At 71.5% G+C, this 17,581-nt stretch carries 19 protein-coding genes and 1 tRNA gene; 10 read left to right on the top strand and 10 right to left on the bottom strand.

The window, feature by feature from the left end; all coding sequences use genetic code 11:
- The 4 genes from R6U01_RS06720 to dhaM form a co-directional block, all read left to right on the top strand.
- Positions 1-230: DUF456 family protein (locus tag R6U01_RS06720; protein WP_410285693.1), on the top strand; the 230-nt coding region annotated here is incomplete at its 5' end.
- 155 nt (positions 231-385) lie between these two features.
- A complete protein-coding gene (gene dhaK, locus R6U01_RS06715; protein ID WP_410285692.1) occupies positions 386-1,387 on the top strand; it encodes a dihydroxyacetone kinase subunit DhaK in 1,002 nt (333 codons plus the stop codon).
- A complete protein-coding gene (gene dhaL / locus R6U01_RS06710; protein WP_410285691.1) occupies positions 1,384-2,127 on the top strand; it encodes a dihydroxyacetone kinase subunit DhaL in 744 nt (247 codons plus the stop codon). The genes dhaK and dhaL overlap by 4 nt, the downstream gene beginning before the upstream one ends.
- A complete protein-coding gene (dhaM, locus tag R6U01_RS06705; protein ID WP_410285690.1) occupies positions 2,127-2,507 on the top strand; it encodes a dihydroxyacetone kinase phosphoryl donor subunit DhaM in 381 nt (126 codons plus the stop codon). Before dhaL ends, dhaM begins: the two co-directional genes overlap by 1 nt.
- A 42-nt stretch (positions 2,508-2,549) precedes the next feature.
- Here dhaM and ptsP read toward each other — a convergent pair whose 3' ends face one another.
- From ptsP to yqeC, 3 genes are all read right to left on the bottom strand, one after another.
- Entirely contained in the window at positions 2,550-4,250 is a 1,701-nt protein-coding gene (gene ptsP / locus R6U01_RS06700) for a phosphoenolpyruvate--protein phosphotransferase (protein WP_410285689.1), read from the bottom strand.
- Positions 4,247-4,552 carry an HPr family phosphocarrier protein gene (locus R6U01_RS06695; protein WP_410285688.1) on the bottom strand — a complete coding sequence of 102 codons (306 nt, stop codon included), beginning with the start codon at positions 4,550-4,552 and terminating at the stop codon, positions 4,247-4,249. Before R6U01_RS06695 ends, ptsP begins: the two co-directional genes overlap by 4 nt.
- A 117-nt stretch (positions 4,553-4,669) precedes the next feature.
- The gene (gene yqeC, locus R6U01_RS06690) at positions 4,670-5,479 is read right to left on the bottom strand and encodes a selenium cofactor biosynthesis protein YqeC (RefSeq protein ID WP_410285687.1); all 810 of its coding nucleotides are present in this window, start codon (positions 5,477-5,479) and stop codon (positions 4,670-4,672) included.
- Positions 5,480-5,627: 148 nt separating this feature from the next.
- Here yqeC and R6U01_RS06685 point away from each other — a divergent pair, with 148 nt between their 5' ends.
- Positions 5,628-7,511, top strand: a complete 1,884-nt coding sequence (locus R6U01_RS06685; RefSeq protein WP_410285686.1) for an aldehyde ferredoxin oxidoreductase family protein — start codon at positions 5,628-5,630, stop codon at positions 7,509-7,511.
- A 54-nt stretch (positions 7,512-7,565) separates the two neighbouring features.
- Here R6U01_RS06685 and R6U01_RS06680 read toward each other — a convergent pair whose 3' ends face one another.
- The gene (locus R6U01_RS06680; protein ID WP_410285685.1) at positions 7,566-8,768 is read right to left on the bottom strand and encodes a redox-regulated ATPase YchF; all 1,203 of its coding nucleotides are present in this window, start codon (positions 8,766-8,768) and stop codon (positions 7,566-7,568) included.
- Positions 8,769-8,907: 139 nt separating this feature from the next.
- Positions 8,908-9,165 (bottom strand): hypothetical protein, encoded by a 258-nt coding sequence (locus tag R6U01_RS06675; RefSeq protein WP_410285684.1) that lies wholly within the window; start codon positions 9,163-9,165, stop codon positions 8,908-8,910.
- Positions 9,166-9,278: 113 nt separating this feature from the next.
- On the opposite strand from R6U01_RS06675, the gene R6U01_RS06670 reads away from it, so the two are divergent.
- Positions 9,279-9,821, top strand: coding sequence for a universal stress protein (locus tag R6U01_RS06670; protein ID WP_410285683.1), 543 nt, complete (start codon positions 9,279-9,281; stop codon positions 9,819-9,821).
- 9 nt (positions 9,822-9,830) lie between these two features.
- Here the strand turns inward: R6U01_RS06670 and R6U01_RS06665 are convergent, their stop codons facing one another.
- The gene (locus R6U01_RS06665; RefSeq protein ID WP_410285682.1) at positions 9,831-10,811 is read right to left on the bottom strand and encodes a biotin--[acetyl-CoA-carboxylase] ligase; all 981 of its coding nucleotides are present in this window, start codon (positions 10,809-10,811) and stop codon (positions 9,831-9,833) included.
- Positions 10,812-11,009: 198 nt separating this feature from the next.
- On the opposite strand from R6U01_RS06665, the gene R6U01_RS06660 reads away from it, so the two are divergent.
- Both R6U01_RS06660 and R6U01_RS06655 read left to right on the top strand, forming a co-directional pair.
- Positions 11,010-11,348 (top strand): 2Fe-2S iron-sulfur cluster-binding protein, encoded by a 339-nt coding sequence (locus R6U01_RS06660; RefSeq protein ID WP_410285681.1) that lies wholly within the window; start codon positions 11,010-11,012, stop codon positions 11,346-11,348.
- A gap of 209 nt (positions 11,349-11,557) precedes the next feature.
- Entirely contained in the window at positions 11,558-12,136 is a 579-nt protein-coding gene (locus R6U01_RS06655; RefSeq protein ID WP_410285680.1) for a hypothetical protein, read from the top strand.
- Between the two features lie 63 nt (positions 12,137-12,199).
- On the opposite strand, the gene R6U01_RS06650 is transcribed toward R6U01_RS06655, so the two are convergent.
- Entirely contained in the window at positions 12,200-13,147 is a 948-nt protein-coding gene (locus R6U01_RS06650) for a DMT family transporter (protein ID WP_410285679.1), read from the bottom strand.
- A gap of 182 nt (positions 13,148-13,329) precedes the next feature.
- Between R6U01_RS06650 and R6U01_RS06645 the strand changes: the two genes are divergently transcribed.
- Positions 13,330-13,812, top strand: a complete 483-nt coding sequence (locus R6U01_RS06645) for an Lrp/AsnC family transcriptional regulator (RefSeq protein WP_410285678.1) — start codon at positions 13,330-13,332, stop codon at positions 13,810-13,812.
- A 13-nt stretch (positions 13,813-13,825) separates the two neighbouring features.
- Here the strand turns inward: R6U01_RS06645 and R6U01_RS06640 are convergent, their stop codons facing one another.
- The 3 genes from R6U01_RS06640 to R6U01_RS06630 form a co-directional block, all read right to left on the bottom strand.
- Positions 13,826-14,347: a phosphate-starvation-inducible PsiE family protein gene (locus R6U01_RS06640; protein ID WP_410285677.1), complete on the bottom strand. Its 522-nt coding sequence runs from the start codon at positions 14,345-14,347 to the stop codon at positions 13,826-13,828.
- 81 nt (positions 14,348-14,428) lie between these two features.
- Positions 14,429-16,312, bottom strand: coding sequence for a Glu-tRNA(Gln) amidotransferase subunit GatE (gatE, locus tag R6U01_RS06635; protein ID WP_410285676.1), 1,884 nt, complete (start codon positions 16,310-16,312; stop codon positions 14,429-14,431).
- Positions 16,313-17,017: 705 nt separating this feature from the next.
- A tRNA-Leu gene (locus R6U01_RS06630) sits at positions 17,018-17,102 on the bottom strand.
- A gap of 261 nt (positions 17,103-17,363) precedes the next feature.
- Here R6U01_RS06630 and R6U01_RS06625 point away from each other — a divergent pair.
- On the top strand, positions 17,364-17,581 hold a 218-nt coding region (locus tag R6U01_RS06625), incomplete at its 3' end, for an ATP-grasp domain-containing protein (protein ID WP_410285675.1).

Raw genomic sequence — 17,581 nt, 5'->3', positions numbered from 1 at the left:
CCGCCGGGACGGCGATCGGGATCGCCCTCCTGTTCGTCATCGGTCCCCTCGGACTCGCGGTCGGGGTCGGCGGGACCGTGTTCCTCGTCAGTCTGTACCACAACGCCGACGACCCGCGCGGTGCGGCCCGGATGTCGGCGTACGCGGTGGTGGGCGTGCTGGCTGGCTCGTTCGTGCAGGCGGTGCTGCTGGCCGGGGTGACGGTGTGGTTCGCGCTCTCGGTGCTATAGCTACCACGACTCCTTCGGGCCGAGAGCCCCACGGAGGGCCCACGCCCGGACCGTCGTCGAACCGGCGAGCGCGGCCGCCGCGGTCGACGACGACCCCGCGGGCACCCAGTGGCCCACTATCTTTAACAGATCTCGGAGTGTCATGGACGTTGATTATGAAGAAGCTGATCAACGAACCGGACGACGTCGTCGACGAGATGCTGGACGGGATGATCGCGGCGTACCCCGACCGGCTCCGCCGGCTCCCGGACACACAGGTGGTGGTCCGGGACGACGCGCCGGTCGAGGGGAAGGTGGCGCTGGTAACGGGGGGCGGCAGCGGCCACGAGCCGACCCACGCGGGCTACATCGGCGACGGGATGCTCGACGGGGCCGCCGCGGGCGACGTGTTCTCCTCGCCGACCGCCGACCAGTTCGAGGAGCTGATCGGCGCCTGCGACGCCGGCGACGGCGTCCTCGCCGTCATCAAGAACTACGAGGGCGACGTGATGAACTTCGAGACCGCCATCGAGCTCGCCGAGATGGAGGGCGTCGAGGTCGAGAGCGTCGTGGTGGACGACGACGTCGCCGTCGAGGACTCCCTGTACACCTCCGGGCGCCGGGGCGTCTGCGGCACGATCCTCGTCCACAAGGCCGCCGGCGCCAAGGCCGCACAGGGCGCCGACCTGTCGGAGGTCAAGCGCGTCGCCGAGACGGTGATAGAGAACGTCGGCACCATGGGGACCGCGCTCACCTCGTGTGTCACGCCGGAGAAGGGCGAGCCGACGTTCGACCTGGGCGACGACGAGATCGAGCTCGGGATCGGGATCCACGGCGAGCCGGGCACCGAACGCACCGAGGTGATGAGCGCCGACGAGATCACCGGGGCGCTGACCGAGGCGGTCCTCGACGACCTCGACCTCGACGACGGTCAGGAGGTCCTCACGATCGTCAACGGGATGGGCGGCACGCCGCAGATGGAGCTGTTCGTCGTCAACCGTCGGCTGCAGGAGCTGCTCGGCGAGCACGGCCTCGAGACGTGGGACGCGTGGGTCGGCGACTACATGACCTCGCTCGACATGGCCGGCGCCTCGATCACCGTCTGCGCCGTCGACGACGAGCTGAAGGAGCTGTTCGCCGCCCCGGCCGACACTCCCGCCCTCACCCGGACGCAATGAGCGGGGAGGGCCAAGACGACGGCGCTGCCGTCGTGAGGGCGGTCGAGGCGGTCGCGGACCGTATCGAGGAGGAGCGGAGCTATCTCACCGACCTCGACTCCGCGATCGGCGACGCGGACCACGGCGGCAACATGGCGCGCGGGTGGGCGGCCGCCGCCGAGGCGGCCCGCGACCTCGGCGACCCCGACCCCCAGACCGTCTGCAAGACGGTGGGGAAGACGCTCATGGCCGAGGTCGGCGGGGCGTCCGGTCCCCTGTTCGGCGGCTCGCTCGTGTTCGCGAGCGCGGAGCTCGACGACGGAGTCAGCGCCGAGAGCGCCGTGGCGTTCGCCGAGACCTACCTGAAGAAGGTGGAGGACCGCGGCGACGCCCGCGTGGGCGACCAGACTGTGGTCGACGCGCTCACCCCCGCGGTCCACACGTTCAAGAAGTCGATCGAGACGGACGGCCTCCCGCCGCTCGAAGCGCTCGCGAAGGCGGTCGACGCCGCCGAGCGCGGCGTCGCGTTCACCGTCCCGATTCGGGCGCGGAAGGGGCGCGCCTCCTACCTGGGCTGGCGGTCGGTCGGCCACCAAGACCCCGGGGCGACGAGCGCGCTGTTCATCCTCGAAGAGCTGCTCGCGACCGCCGCCGCCGCGCTCGATACCGAGATACCCGACGTCGACGCGACCTCGCCGACGATTCCGGACGACGGCGAGGAGGCGGCGGACGCGAGCGCGCCCGACCCGGAGGGCGACTGATGGTCGGGCTCGTCGTCGTCTCCCACAGCGAGCGCGCGGCCGAGGGGATCGTCGAGGTGGCCGCGGAGATGGCCGGTGACACCCGCATCGAGCCCGTCGGCGGCGACGGACAGGGCGGGATCGGCACCGTCCCGGACGCGATCGAGGCCGCCATCGACGCCGCTGACGGCGGCGACGGCGTCGTCGTCCTCGTCGACCTGGGAAGCGCGGTCATGAACGCCGACGTCGCCGTCGAGCTGAGCGAGGCCGAGGCCGTCATCGCCGACGCGCCCGTCTTGGAAGGGGCGGTCAACGCGGCCGTCGCCGCCACCGACCCGGCCGCGACGCTCGACTCGGTCCGCGAGCAGGCGGAGGCCGCCCGCGGGATGACGAAGCTCTGAGGCGGGGACCGGCCCGGCGCGGTCGCCGTTCCTCGGCAGTCCTCAGGCGTCGTCGAGGCCGACCACGTCCCCGACTTCGGCGCGCGTCTCGCAGGCGAGCGCCGCCTCCGCGAGCGTCCGCGCCGCCTCCGCGTCGACCTCTGCGACCCGAGCCTTTACCGCCGGGACGGTCACCGCGCTCATGCTGAGCTCGTCGAGCCCGAGCCCGACGAGCAGTTCCGTGAGCGCCGGGTCGCCCGCCATCTCGCCGCACATCCCGACCCACGCGTCGGTCCCGGCGGCGGCCGCCGTCGTCCGGTCGATCGCTCGCAGCACCGCCGGGTGAAGCGGGTCGTGGTACGCGGCGACGCCGTCGTTCTCGCGGTCGGCCGCCATCACGTACTGCGCGAGGTCGTTCGTCCCGACGCTGAGGAAGTCGAGCCGGTCCGCGAGCCGGTCCGCGAGGAAGACCGCGGCCGGCGTCTCGACCATCGCGCCGAGCTCGGGGACCGCGTGGTCGATCCCCGCCGCGTCGAGGTCGGCGGCCGCAGATTCGATCGCCGCCACCGCCGCGTCGATCTCCTCGAGGCGAGAGACGAGCGGGAGCATCACGGCGAGCCCGTCGCCGTCCTCGCCGGCCGCCGCGCGCAACAGCGCCCGGAGCTGCGTCTCGAACAGGTCCCGGTGCTCGTCGAGCGAGAGCCGGATTCCCCGTCGCCCGAGGAACGGGTTCCCCTCCGTCGGCAGGTCGAGGTACGGCACCCGCTTGTCGCCGCCCACGTCGAGCGTCCGGACGACCACCCGGTCGTCGGGAAACGCCGACAGGGCGGCGGTCACGGCCTCGTACTGCTCGTCCTCGGTCGGCGGCGCCGCCCGGTCGAGGAAGAGGAACTCCGTCCGGAACAGCCCGATCCCGTCGGCGCCGCGGGCGGCGGCGGGGCCGATCTCCGCCTCGCTCCCGACGTTCGCGGCCACCTCGACCGACCGGCCGTCGACGGTCGCGACCCGGTCGTGAGTCACCGCCGCCGCTTCGACCGCGGTCGGCTCGCGCGTTTCCGCGTCCGGGTCGATAACGACCCGCCCGTCGGTCCCGTCGACCAGCAGCTCGTCCCCGTCCGCGACCGCTCGGAGCGGCTCGCCGACGCCGACGACCGCCGGAATCGACAGCGACCGCGCGATGATCGCCGCGTGGGCGGTGCGTCCGCCGGCGACGGTGGCGATGCCGGATACCGCGTCCGGGTCCAGTTCCGCGGTGTCGCTCGGCGTGAGTCGCTCGGCCAGCAGGACGGTCCCGTCCGGGAGGTCGCCGAGGTCGGTGAGCGCGTCGACCGCGAGGAGCGCGCGGAGCAGGCGGTCGCGCACGTCGCGGAGGTCGTCGGCGCGCTCGGCCATCGGCCCCTCCAGCCCCTCGAACTGTTCGATCGCCGCCGCGAACCGGTCGTGGACGGCGCGTTCGGCGAGGGCTCCGTCGCCGATGGCGTCCTCGACGTCGCCGACGAGCGTCGGGTCGTCGAGGAACTGCTCGTGCGCGTCGAACACCGCCGCCTCCTCCTCGCCGACGCGTTCAGCGGTCCGGCCGCGGGCGCGGCGGATCGCCTCGCGCGCCTCGTCGCGCGCGGCCTCGAACCGCGTCAGTTCGGCGTCCGCGTCGACGGCGGACGGATCGGGTCGGTCGGGGAGCGTCAGGTCCGCCTCGGGCCGGTACCACCGCGCCGTGCCGATCCCCGACAGCGGCGTGCTCCCGACGCCGGTGAGCGTCTTCACGGCGGAGCCTCACCGTCGCCGTCCTGCTCCTCGCTCTCGACCTCGGTCGCGAGCAGGTCGCAGACCGCGTCGAGCGCGTCGGCCGCGTCCGCCCCCTCGGCGACGACGCGGACCGACTCGCCGTGGCCGACGTTCAGCCCGCTCACCGAGAGCATGCTGTCGGCGCGGACGAGCCCGTCGTCGCCGTCGGCCGCGCGACCGATCGACACGTCGGCGTCGAACCGGTTCGCCGTCTGCACCAGCTTCGAGGCCGGACGCGCGTGGAGCCCCGCCTCCGGCACCACCGTCACGGTACGTTCCATGGCCGCGGATACGCGAGGAACGGCCTTATAAGTGCGTCCGGGTGTGTTTTATAAATGAATTCGGCCGTTTTATGAATACGTTCGGGCGACCGCTTCGCGTCGCGAGAGCGACCGCCCTCACTCGACCACGTCCACGACCGCGCCGTCGATCATCCGCGCGAGCACGACCCGGGGGACGTCGACGCGGGACTCGTCCGCGCGCTCGCGAACGACCCGGGCAACCGCCCGGGCGACCGCCTCGTCGGCGTCGTCGTCGACCGCGTTAATCAGGGGGATCGCCGTCGCGTCCGGCGGCACGTCTTTTAATCCGCCCCGCTCGTCGGCGAGCACGCGCCCGACCAGCTCGGGGGTGATCTCGTCGCCGACCGCGGCGCCGGTGAGCGCGGCCACGCGCTCGGGTCGGTGGACGGTCTCCGCCGTCAGCGGCTCGCCGATCGCGCCGACGCTCGCCACCGGAACCACGCGGTCCGCGCCGGCGGGAACCTGCGGTTCGCGCTCGTCGGGCGCCTTGAGCAGTCGCGTCCGGGCGCCGTCGGCCTTCACGAGCACCGGGCCGTCGTGGGCGTCCGCCAGCTCGTCGACGACGGCGGGGTCGTACCCCCGGTAGCGGTCGTCGCGCTCGCGCTCCGAAACCAGCCCGAGCGGGAAGTCGTCGCCGGACCCGTCGCTGTCGCCGTCTCGAGACCCGTCGCTGTCGCCGTCCCGGGACTCGTCAGCCGCGCCGACCGCCTCGAGCGCGGCGACCGGGTCGTCCGTCACCCGGACGGCGGCGACTTCGCGGTCGAAGATCGGGATCCGCACGGTCGCGGTGAGCACCGCCCGGTCGAGCCGGTCGGCGAGCGCGTACAGGGTCGTCTTCTTCCCGCCGGCGCCGACGAGACAGGTCGTTCCCGCGGCCGCGTCGAGCGCGTCGACGACGTGGTCCATGCCGACACCTACGGACGCCGGGGGCGAAAGCGGTTCGGTCGGGGAGCGCGCGCCGGGTTCCGAGGGGCGCGCGCTCGCCTCGGCGACGGTTCGCACGACGGCCCGGGCGGCGTGGGTTTAATTCGACCGGCGCGCGTCCGTTCGGACGATGACCGTCCCCGACCGGGTCCTCCGCGTCGACCTCTCCGCCGGCAGCGTCCGGAGCGAACGCGTCCCGGACGCGTGGCGCGAGCGGTACGTGGGCGGAAAGGGACTCGGCGCGCGGTACCTCTACGAGATGCCCGCCGGCGTCGACCCGACGTCGCCGGCGAACCGGCTCGCGTTCCTCGTCGGCCCGCTCACGGGACACCTCCCCGGCGAGCCGCGCTACGCGGCCGTCACGAAGTCGCCGCTCACCGGCGCGTTCCTCGACTCCTACGGCGGCGGGTCGTTCGCGAGTCGGCTGGCCGGGTCGCTGGGCGACGCCCTCGGCGTCGTGATCGAGGGGGCGGCCGACGGGCCCGTCGCGCTCTCGGTCGGTGACGGCGAGGCGACGATAGCGTTCGCGAGCGACCTCCGCGGGCTCGATGCGGCCGAGACGGACGCCCGGTTCCCGGAGGCCGCGGTCGCCTGCGTCGGTCCCGCGGGCGAGGCGGGCGTGCGCTACGCGACGGTCGCCTCCGACGGCGGCGACCACCACGCCGGTCGGGGCGGGGCGGGCGCGGTGATGGGCTCGAAGAACCTGAAGGCGGTCGTGGCCCGCGACCCGCCGCCGGAGACCCCGCCGGCGCTCCGCGAGCTCCGCGACCGCGACGCCGAGCGGTTCGCGGACAGCGACGCCGGCCGGTGGCTCGCCGCCGGCGACACCCTCGAAACGGTCTCGTTCGCGGACGAGACCGGCGTGCTTCCGACCCGCGGCTGGCAGGCACGCCGGTTCGCGGGGGCCGACGACCTCGGCGTGGAGCCCGCGACCGAGCGGGACGCGGGCCGCGAGCGCCCGGACGACCCGGTCCCCGGCGGATTCCGGGTCCCGACCGGCGACGACGGGGCGACCGGGGGGTCACACGAGGGCGACGAGACCGGCGCTCCCGACGAGACCGTCCCCCGCGGCGGCACCCCCATCGCGCTCGGCGCGGGGCTCGGGATCGGCGACTTCGACGCCGTGGCGGCGCTCGGCGGCCGCTGCGACCGCCTCGGGATCGACGTGATCTCCGCGGGCAACGCGGTCGCGTGGGCGGTCCGCGCGAGCGAGGCGGGGCTGATCGACCGGAGCGACCACGGCGTCGACCGCGAGCTCTCCTTCGGCGACGAGGCGGCGGCGCGAGCCCTGATCGGGGAGATCGCCTCGCGCTCGACGCCCCTCGGGGACGCGCTCGCCGACGGGGTCGAAGCCGCCGCGGACCGGTTCGGCGGCGGCGATCTGGTCCCGACGGTGAAGGGGATGGAGCTCGGCTCTTACGACCCCCGAGGCGCGGAGACGATGGCGCTCGCGTTCGCGACGAGCGACCGCGGCGGGTGCCACCGACGAGCTCGCCCGGTCGAGGCGGAGGCGGTGGCTGCGCCCAGGTGGAGCCCGGCCGAACGCGCCGCCGCCGTGGCCGACGAGCAGGACCGCCGCGCGGCCGTGTGGTGTCTCGTCGCGGACGACTTCCTCGCGGACGTGTTCGGTCCCGCGACGGCCGCTGAGTGGTTCGCGGCGCTCGGCGACGAGCGCGACCCCGAGGACCTCCGGCTGCTCGGCGAGCGCACGTGGACGCTCGCGCGGCTGTTCAACCTCCGCGAGGGGTTCACGCGGGCCGACGACCGACTCCCGGAGGCGCTGCGGAGGGACACCGAGAGCGGGGCGGACGGAGACCGAGGCGGCGACGGGATCGACCCCGCGTCGTTCGAGGCCCTGCTCGACCGGTACTACGCGTACCGCGACTGGGACCGCGAGGGGCGGCCGACGACGCGGCTGCTCGACCGGCTCGGGCTGTCCGACCTGCCGGACGACGCGACGCCGGTCGGGTCCGCGGCGGGGGTTCCCGACCCCGACGGCGACGGCGACCGCTGATACGGACCGCTGCCGTCGAGTACCGCGATCACATATAAAGGTTGCCGCCGCCGGCTACGGCGCCGCCTGCTTCGTCGAGACGAGCTCGATCACGTCGCGGTGGGCGAGCTCGTGGTCGGTCCCCACCTGTCGTCCGCTCCGACAGTCGGTGCCGTGGAGGAGTCCCTCGCCGATGTCCGAGTGGATGTGGAACGCGAAGTCCTCGGTCGTCGACCCCTCGGGGAGCAGGAAGCAGTCACGGAAGACGCCCTTCTCGTCTGTGCTCCCGTTGGCGGAGCCGGGGAAGACCGCGATACAGCCGAGCACGTCGAAGACGCCCGCCTCTAGCGCGCCCTGTACGCCGGTCCCGTCGTACTCGGCGACGAACTCGCCGATCCGATCGAGGCCCGCCGCCTGCTCGCCGGAAACGTCGCCGACGATGTCGAAGTCGCTCTCGCCGGGCGTGTAGTCGACGACGCCCGCCTCGTTCGCGTTTTTAAGCGCTTTCTCGGCGTGGGCGCTCGCGGGGACGAACGAGAGGTGCTCGTACTCCGGGTCCGCGGTGATCTCCTCCCAGTTCGCCTGCGCCTCGGGGGTGTCCGTCTTGTTGGCGGCGACGACCATCGGCTTCGTGCGCTTGCGGATCTCCCGCGCGAGCGACGCCTCGTCCGCGTGGTCCCACGTCTCTGGGTCGAGCTCGAGCCCCTGGGCGAGGATCACCCGCTTCATCCGGTCCTTGTCGATCCCGAACGCCGACATCTGCTCGGCGAGCTCCGCCTCGATGGCGGCCTTCGACCCGTGGTAGCGTGTCTCGAACTTCTCGATCCCTTTCCGGAGCACGTCGAGGTACCACTCATCGAGCTCCTCCTCTAGGAAGTCGATGTCCTCGCGCGGGTCGTGGCCCTCGGTCGTCTCGCCCTCGATGTCCGTCTTGCCGGAGAAGTCGACGACGTGGATCAGCACGTCCGTCTCGTTGAGGTCGGTGAGGAACTGGTTGCCGAGCCCGCGCCCCTCGTGGGCGCCCGGGACGAGGCCGGCGACGTCGACGAGTTTGACGGGAACGAAGCGGGTCCCTCGGCGGCAGACGCCGACGCTCGGCGTGCAGGTCTCGTCGAACTCGGGAGCGGCGCAGTCGACGCGGACGTACGCCTCGCCGACGGTCGGGTCGATCGTGGTGAACGGGTACGCGCCCTCCGGCACGTCGTTCATCGTCGCGGCGTTGAAAAACGTCGACTTCCCCACGGAGGGCTTGCCGACGAGGCCGATCCGATAACTCATTACCGCCAGTGTGCGACCCGCGGTAAAAAGCGATGCGAGACGCGGCGAGGCGTGCGGAGCGGTGACGCGCGGGCCGTCTCGAACAGACGCTCTCATCTCGAACAGACGCTCTCGCCTCGATCAGACGCCCTCGCCTCGATCAGGCGTCCCCGTCGGACTGCCCCGGCTCGCCGACCGCCTCGATCGGGAGGACGTTCTGCAGCGCGACGTAGGCGTCTTCGGGGCTTTCGAACCGCTCCTGGTCGATCTCGGCGAGGAGCTCGCCGAGGTCGGCGTCGCCGTCGGCGAACAGCACGGTGGTCCCCGCACACGACTCGGCGAGGTCGCTCCGGTCCGCCGGGAAGGAGTGATCCTCGAACTCGCCTTCGACTCGCGAGAGTGCGATCTCATCCGTCATGATTGATAATCATCTTGAAGCGTCTTAAATACGCGCCTCGGGGAGCGGCCGCAAAGAACCGGCAAAAGCTGCAAAGAGTTATCCGCGCGCGGTCCATTGAGTCTTGTGAACAGATGACACTCTACGATCGGATCCTGGTCCCGACCGACGGCTCGGACGAGGGTGAGTGCGCCGTCGCACACGCGCTGGACATCGCCGCGGTCCACGACGCGAGCGTCCACGCCGTCCACGTGGTCGACACGGCGAGCTACGCGGGGATGCCGATGGAGGCCTCGTGGGAGGGGGTCACGGACCTCCTGCGGAGCGACGCGACCGAGGCCGTGGACGCGGTCGAGGAGCTGGCCGAGGGGACCGGTATCGACGTGCACACGGCGGTCGTCGAGGGGTCGCCCAGCCGCGAGATCGTCCGCTACGCCGAGGAAAACGGCTGCGACCTCATCGTCATGGGGACCCACGGTCGGGGCGGGATCGATCGGCTGCTCCTGGGGAGCGTCGCGGAGAAGGTCGTCCGCGCCGCCGTCGTTCCGGTGTTGACCGTCCGGCTCGACGGCGCCCTCTCGACGAAACCGAACACCGAGGTAGCTGCCGTCGTAGGAACGCCGACGGGAAACGGGGATCCGGACGACACCGAGCCGGAGGCAACCGGACAGACGTAGCCCGCGCGGTCAGGCGTCGGCGTCGCGGAGGTGTTCGCAGTCCCCCGCGTGGACGCGCCGCGTTCCGTCGTCGGTGTCGATCACGAGCGCCCCCGGCGACTCGACGTCGACCGCGGTCCCCACGACGGGACCGGACGAGGTGTCCACCCGCACTCGCCGACCGAGCGTACTCGCCCGGTCGCGCCACGCCGCCAGTATCCGATCGGAGCGCTCCGCCGTCTCCGCGAGCGACGCGAACCGTTCGAAGAGCGTCGCCGCGACCCGTCGCCTGTCGACGTCGGCTCCGACCTCGGCGCGGAGGGAGGTCGCGCCCGCGGGAAGCGCCTCGGGGTCGATGTTCGCGTTGACGCCGACGCCGACGACGAGCCACGACACCCGGTCGGCCTCGCCCTCCATCTCGGTGAGGATCCCGGCGAGCTTACGGCCGCCGCGTCCCGGGCGGCCGCCGTCGTCTCCGGGGTCCTCGTCGTTCCCGACAAGGACATCGTTCGGCCACTTGATGTGCGCCTCGACGCCGGCCTCGCGGCAGGCGTCGACCGTCGCGACCGCCGAGGCGAGGGTGAAGAGGGGCGCTCGGGCGGGCGGGACCGTCGGACGGGTGACGAGCGAGGTCCAGACGCCGCCGCTCGGCGCGATAAACTCGCGGTCCAGTCGCCCCCGCCCGCCGGTCTGCTCGTCGGCGACGACGGCGACGTCCGCGACCCCCCCGACCGCCAGCTCCCGGGCGCGGTCGTTCGTCGACGTGAGGCTGTCGTGGTACTCCACCGCGTACGGGGCGTCCAGTCCGAACTCGATCCCGGCCGCGCAGTATCCCGGATCCGCGGGCGCGACGTATCCCTCCGGCGTCGATTCGACGGCGAACCCCTCCTCGCGGAGCGCCTCGACCGCCTTCCACACCGCAGCCCGCGAGACGTCGAGGTCGGCGGCGAGCGCCGGCCCGGAGACGGGGCCGTCGGCCAGGGCGTCGAGCAGCGCGCGACGCGTGTCCATGTCGGCGGGGTCGGCGCGAGCGTGGAAAGCGGTTCCGGAGCGCCCCCGAGTTCGGGTCGGCCCCGAATCCGAGTCGGCCCTGAGTTCGGGTCGGCCCGGAGTCCGAGTCGGCCCCGAGTTCGGGTCGGCCCGGAGTCCGAGTCGGCCCCGGTCCGGGCACAGGACTTTGCCCCCCGGACGCGACGCTCCGACTATCGAATGAGCGACCAGACCGTTCCGGTGGTCGTCGTCGACGGCGACGGACGAACCGAGCTGTCGGTCGAGCCGGGCCGGAACCTCCGGCGCGTTCTGCTCGACGCCGACCTGTCGCCGTACGCCGCCGCGACGCGCCGGCTCAACTGCGGCGGGCGCGGGCTCTGTGCGACCTGCGGCGTCCGGATCCGCGAGGGGCCGCCGCCGGATCACTGGCACGACCGGCTCGCGGCCCGGTTCGGCTACCCGCGACTCTCCTGTCAGGTGACCGTCGACGGGCCGATGACGGTCGAGCTCGTCGACAAGCGCGTGTGGGGCTCGCGGGAGTCCGACGAGGGCGACTGACGGGCGGCGACGACGCACTCCGCGGCGCGGTCGCTGGCCCCGAGACACCCCGTTTCCGGTGAAACGCCGGAGTGAGATGCATCGGACCAGACGGGTCCGGCACGTCGAGGAAGTCGCGTCGAACGGGTCGGAGAGCCCCCGAGCAGGCGTCACGCGGGCGAATCTATCGTGGGCACAAGACACAAGGTCACGGGGGCGAACGCTCCGGTATGCAACCCTCCAAGGAGCGCGAGGCGTCAGACGGCGACCCGATGGACGACCTCGACGACCTCCTCGACGACGACCTCGCCGACGGCGACGGGCTCGAGCCGTCGACCGAGGCGGGCGTCGAGTCGAGCGCCACGGCGACCGGTTCCTCCCGTCCGGCGACCGCCACGGACGACAGGAGCGGCCGGATCGGAACCAGCGGTCGCTGGTTCTCCGGGAAGGCGTTCGCGCTCTCGCTCGTCGCCGTCGCCGTCGGCGTGTTCCTCGGCGGCGCGATCCCGATCATCGGCGGGACGATCGGCTCCGCCGCGGGGATGTTCCTCGCATCCTTCCTGATCGGGCTGGCTCTCTCCGCGCGCCGGTACGTGGAGACCGGGATCGCCGGCGCCGCGGCGGGTGCGGCCGTCGCCGTGACGAACGTCCTCGGGGTCGGCTTCCTGCCGATCGGCGTCGACTACCTCCAGCAGTGGGGGGTGTCCCTGCTAGCCGTCGGCGGCGGGATCGGGCTCGTCGTCGCGCTGCTCGGTCACTACTTCGGTCGCGACCTCCGCGCCGGCCTGACCACGGACGTCGAGGGCTGACCACGGACGTCGAGGGCAGAACGAGCCGAGAGAACGAGTGGCGGATCCGGTCGCGACGACAGATCAGCGCGTCCAGTGGTAGAGGTCGATGTCGAGGTCGATGTACGCGGCGATTTCGTGGCGTTCCAGCGCGAGGAAGCCCGCGAGGATCGCGACGAAGCCCACGATCGCCTCCGCCTCGATCAGGCTGCCGAAGATGACCCAACTCCCGACCGCGGCGACGACGGGCTCGGCGTACCCGACGAGGTGGAGCTGCGCCGGCCCCACCGCGTCGAGCAGCGCGAAGTAGATCAGGAAGGCGAGGACGCCGGACAGCAGCGTGAGGTACGCCAGTGACACGATCGCGGTCCGGTTCCACTCGATCGCCGACGGCGACTCGCCGAACAGGGCCGAGCCGACGAACAGGAGCCCGGCGCCGAGGACCATCGCCCACCCCTGCAGAGCGGCGATCGGGAGGTCGGTCCGGAGCGGTCGGAGCAGGACGGCGCCGAGCGAGAAGGCGACGGCGCCGCCGAACGCCAGCGCGACGCCGAGCAGGGCGGTGCTGCCGAGTCCGGCCGCCGCCGGGTCAGCGATCACGACCACGCCGAGGATCCCCAGCGCGAACCCGCCGATCTCGACGGGGCCGAGCCGGCCGTTCGGGAGGAGCAGGGCGGCGAACACCGCGGTCAACACCGGCGAGAGACTCACGATCACCGCGGCGACCGCCCCGGAGACGTAGAGCTCGCCGACGTACAACAGCCCGTGGTACGCGGCGATCACGAACGTTCCCGCGACGGCGACGCCGAGCCACTCGTCGCGGCCGCGGGGGACCGTCCGACCGGGCGCGACCGCGGCGACGCCCAACACGATCGCGCCGGCGACCGCGTACCGAACGCCGGCGAAGAGCAGCGGTGGGAAGTAGTGCAGTCCCGCCTCGATCGCGACGAAGGAGGTGCCCCAGAGGATCGCGAGGAGGACGAACGCGGCGACGACCGATTCCGAAGTGGAAAGGAAATTCCGAGTTCTCATTGAGTATATATTTGAAGATTACGACGACAGTTAAACTATTCTCTCGAATTACGGGGTATATGGGATGAACGATTAGATATATAAATTCGATTCAACTCGGTCCCGAAACGCCCCCGTTTCTTGCAGTCGAGTCCAAGTATATCGGTCGGAATATACAACAATCCCTCACGCGAACGAGGCGTATGGACGAGCGCGACGTGCGGCTGTTGAAGGCGATCTCGGATCTGGGAACGGGGAGTCCGGAGCGGCTCCACGAAGCGACCGGGATCCCGGTGTCGACGATCCACTACCGGCTCAACAACCTCCGGGAGGACGGCGTTATCGAGAACGACCTGTACGACCTCGATCACGAGGCGCTCGGGCTCGGCGTCACCGTCATCGTCGAAGTGCTCGCGAGTTACGAGGGCCCGTACGAGGAGTTCGCGGAGGAGCTGCTCGCCGTCGAGGGCGTCACGGAGGCGTTCTTCACCATGGGCGAGACGGACTTCGTCGTGCTCGCGCGGCTCTCCTCGTCCGACACCGTCGAACGCCTGATAAGCGACTTCGAGGCGATCCCGGAGGTCGAGCGCACGAACTCGACGTTCACGATCGCCACGCTCCGAGACGAGCCGCGCGCCCCGGCGACCTACGAGCTGGACACGCTGATCGCGGAGCTGACGGAGTAGTTCCGAGGCGGGTCTATCCCTTCATCGAGGGGCCCACCGAGCGTTCGACGAACAGCAGCGCCACGAGCCCGAGGATGACGGTCCCGTAGGCGACCGCGGCGAACAGCGCGTCCTGCGTCGTGGGGTACTCGGTGGTGCGGAAGATGATCACCTTCCGGACCATGGCGATGACGCCGGTGTAGATCACCAGCCTGACGATCCGCCGGGTGTTGCTCTGCTCGATGTACGCGACGACCGTCTGGTACACCTCGACGATGATCAGCAGCAACAGGCCCGTCTCGATGAACCCGATGACCACGTTCGGGTCCGTGATCTCTCCCGTCGGGACGGACTCCGCGATCTGGAGGGCGAGGTCGACGACGCCGATGCCGAACAGGAGGGCGAACAGCGCCGCGGCGGCGAGCTCCACGCCGTGGACGAACCGGCCCGTCAAGTCGGAGAACTGCTCGCCGCGCGAGCGGGGGTCGGACGAGTCGTCGGCCTGGTCGATCGCGGACGAGTCGGTCGAGCGGTCGGTCGCGGGCGTGTCGGCCATCTGGTGTGTCCCCCGGACAGATCCACGGCCCCGCGACACGTAAATAACGGGGGAGGGCGAGGCGGACGTTCGGAGGGCGCGCTACGACCGCTTCCCGATCTCCTCGCGGAGCACGTCGGAGACGACCTCGCCGTCGGCCTTCCCGCGGAGCGCGCCCATGGCCTCGCCCATCAGCCCGGAGAACGCGGCCATGCCCTCCTCGTCGATCTGGTCGGCGTTGCGCTCGACGACCTCGACGACCGCGTCGCGCACCTCCGCCTCGCTCACGCCCGAGAGACCGGCCACTTCGACCGCCTCCTCGGCCGTGAGCTTCGGCTGCTTCGCCAGCGTCGTCAAGACCTCTGGGACGCCCTCCTTCGCGAGGTCGCCGTCCTCGACGAGGGCGAACAGCTCGAGGAAGTGATCGTCCGTCAGGTTGTCGACGGGCGCCCCGTCGCGCCGGATCTCCGTCGTCGTCGACGCCAGCGTCGAGGCCGCAAAGGTGGGGTCGACACCGCGCTCGACCGCGGTCTCGAACAGCTGGAAGCGCCGCCCGAACGCGACCTGCTCCGCGAGTCCGCGGTCGAGTCCGAACGACTCCACGTAGCGGTCGGTCTTCTCGTCGAGCAGCTCCGGTCGCTCCACGTCGGAGGGGTCGGGCTCGACCGGCGGCACGTCCGTCTCGGGGTACATCCGCGCGGCGCCGGGGAGCGGCCGGAGGTAGCGGGTGGTCCCGTCCTCGTTGGCGCCGCGGGTCTCCTCGGGAACGCCCTCGATCGCGGCGGCGGCCCGGTCGGCGGCGGCCTCGATCGCGAGGTCGGCCGTCTCCGGGTCGGCCGCGACGAGGGCGACCGCGTCCCCGAGCCCGGCGCCGACCGCCTCGCGGAGGGCCTCGACCTCGGCCTCGGTCACGCCGTACGCCGGCAGCTCGTCGGTGTGGAAGACCCCGCCCGCGCCGTGGCGCTTCGCGTGGTCCGAGAGCTCGGTCCCCAACCGGCGGTCGGGCTGGATCTCCCGGCCGACCAGGCCGTCGAAGCCGAACAGGGGGACCGCGGTGACCGTGCCGCCCGCGTCGAGCGCGCCGCGGATGACCCCCGACTCCGTCTCGGCGAAGGCCTCGGTCACGTCCGAGACGTCGCCCACGCTCGCGTCCCGCTCGCGGAGCTCGTCGCGGATCGCGAGCAGCTCCGCCTGCCGGCCGACCTCGCCGCGGACGATGTCCTCGATCCCCTGGAGGTCCTGCACGCCTTTCACCTCGACGCGGGCGCCCTCCGCGATGGAGACGTTGACGTCCTGGCGGATCGTCCCGAGCCCGCGCTTGACCGCGCCGGTCGACCGGAGCAGCATGCCGATGCGCTCGGCGGCCTCGCGGGCGCCCTCGGGGCTCCGGATGTCCGGCCCGGTCCCGATCTCGACGAGGGGGACGCCGAGCCGGTCCAGCGAGAAGACGACGCCGTCGTCCGTCTCCTCGACGCGCTTTGCCGACTCCTCCTCCAACATGAGGTCGGCGATCGACACGCGGCCCTCGCTCGTCTCGATCTCCCCGTTCTGGCCGAGCAGGATCGAGCGCTGGAAGCCGGAGGTGTTCGAGCCGTCGATGACGAGCTTCCGCATGACGTGCGCCTGATCGACGACCGAGACGTCGAGCAGGTCGGCGATCTGGAGGGCGACCGACAGCGCCTCGTCGTCGACGCGCCGGGGCGGCTCGTCGTCCTCCTCGACGAGACAGGTGGTGTCGTACGCGAGGTAGGTGAACTCGCGGTCGACGCGGCTCTCCTCCATCGCGGCGTCGTCGAGCTCGCCGAGCTCGCTCTTCGTCGGGTGGAGCCGGCGGGTGATCTCCCGCTCGGCCGCCGCGGGGTCGCGCTCGGTCGTCGGAGAGTCGCAGAACAGCTTCGTCTCCGTGTCGAGCTGCTGGTGGATCTCCAGCCCGGCGACGAGCCCCAGCTCCTCGTTGTCGTACTCGGGGGTCGCGTCCTCGCTCATTACGCGTTACTCCGGCAGGCCGGAACTAAAAGGGTGGCAGTTCGCGCGGGCGGCGAACGCTCGTAGGAACGAAGACCGAGACCGGCGCCCGCGACGCGGTGTAACGCGATATATACACGAGCGAGGCGGTGGCGCGTGCCGACGAGCGGGCCACCGGCCCGCGAGTCGCACGCGCGAGGGAGCGCTGGCGCCGGCGGCGCCAGCGACAGGGCGAGAGCGAAGCTCTCGTTTGCAACCGGCGGCGCTACGCGCCGGTGACAGCGTGGCGCTACGCGCCACGAGCAGCCGACGGCTCCGCCGCCGGCGACGAGGGTGGGGAGGCGTGAGGCTGCGGTCCCGCGAACGAAGTGAGCGGGAGCATGGAAGTGGCAGCCCGCGCAGCGAAGCGAACAGGAACAGGGCGAGACCGGAGGTCTCGCTTGCTCACGCGGTGAAACCGCGTGACCGTCTTCCAGCGGTGCTGTGCGGGGCTTTGGAGGTGTTCACCGCCGGGTCAACGACGTATGGCCGAGCGGCCGGGGCTTTGGAGGCGTTCACCGCTGATCCGTCACCAGCATTTACGAACGAGCAGTTGGGTATGGGATGCACACCTCACATCACCAGCCGAGGTGAAGTCGTCACTGAGTCGGCAACGTTCGAAAGGAATTGTGCGTGGGTGCTGTCGTGTAGACAACACCGTGCATCGTGGGGGTGGACCCCGTGCGATGCGTGGGACCGGATTTGAACCGGCGGACCTCTACAGGACAGCGCCCTCAACGCTGCGCCGTTGGCCTAGCTTGGCTACCCACGCCCGCTGTCTTACTGCAATCAGTCCTATTCCACGGGTGGATAAAAGGGCTTTCGTTTGGAGGCGGGGCGGCAGGGGTTACCACGCCGTCGGGTACCGCGATTTCTCCCATCGTATTTACACGGTCATATCGAGGCGAACGGCACCAGTATGCCGGCAGATCGGTAGTATCTGACTCGAAGAATCACCCCAAGCAGTGTGGTCACCTCCGCCACGTTTCGACACTACTAACTCGGGTTCAGCGAAAGTACGTGACGAGTTAGAATGAAGCTACACGAATATCAGGCCAAGCAGGTGTTCGCCGACGCCGGGATCCCGACACCGCCGTCGACGCTCGCCGAGACCGTCGACGAGGCGGTCGAGGCGGCCGACGAGATCGGCTATCCGGTCGCGATCAAGGCGCAGGTACAGGTCGGCGGACGCGGAAAGGCCGGTGGGATCAAGCTCGTCGGCGACGCCCCGGAGGCCCGCGAGGCCGCCGA

The sequence above is a fragment of the Halorubrum sp. genome, from assembly GCF_046498025.1.
Lineage (GTDB): Archaea > Halobacteriota > Halobacteria > Halobacteriales > Haloferacaceae > Halorubrum.
The sequence above is the reverse complement of the archived record's forward strand: the minus strand, read 5'-3'. Positions and strand labels throughout refer to the sequence as shown.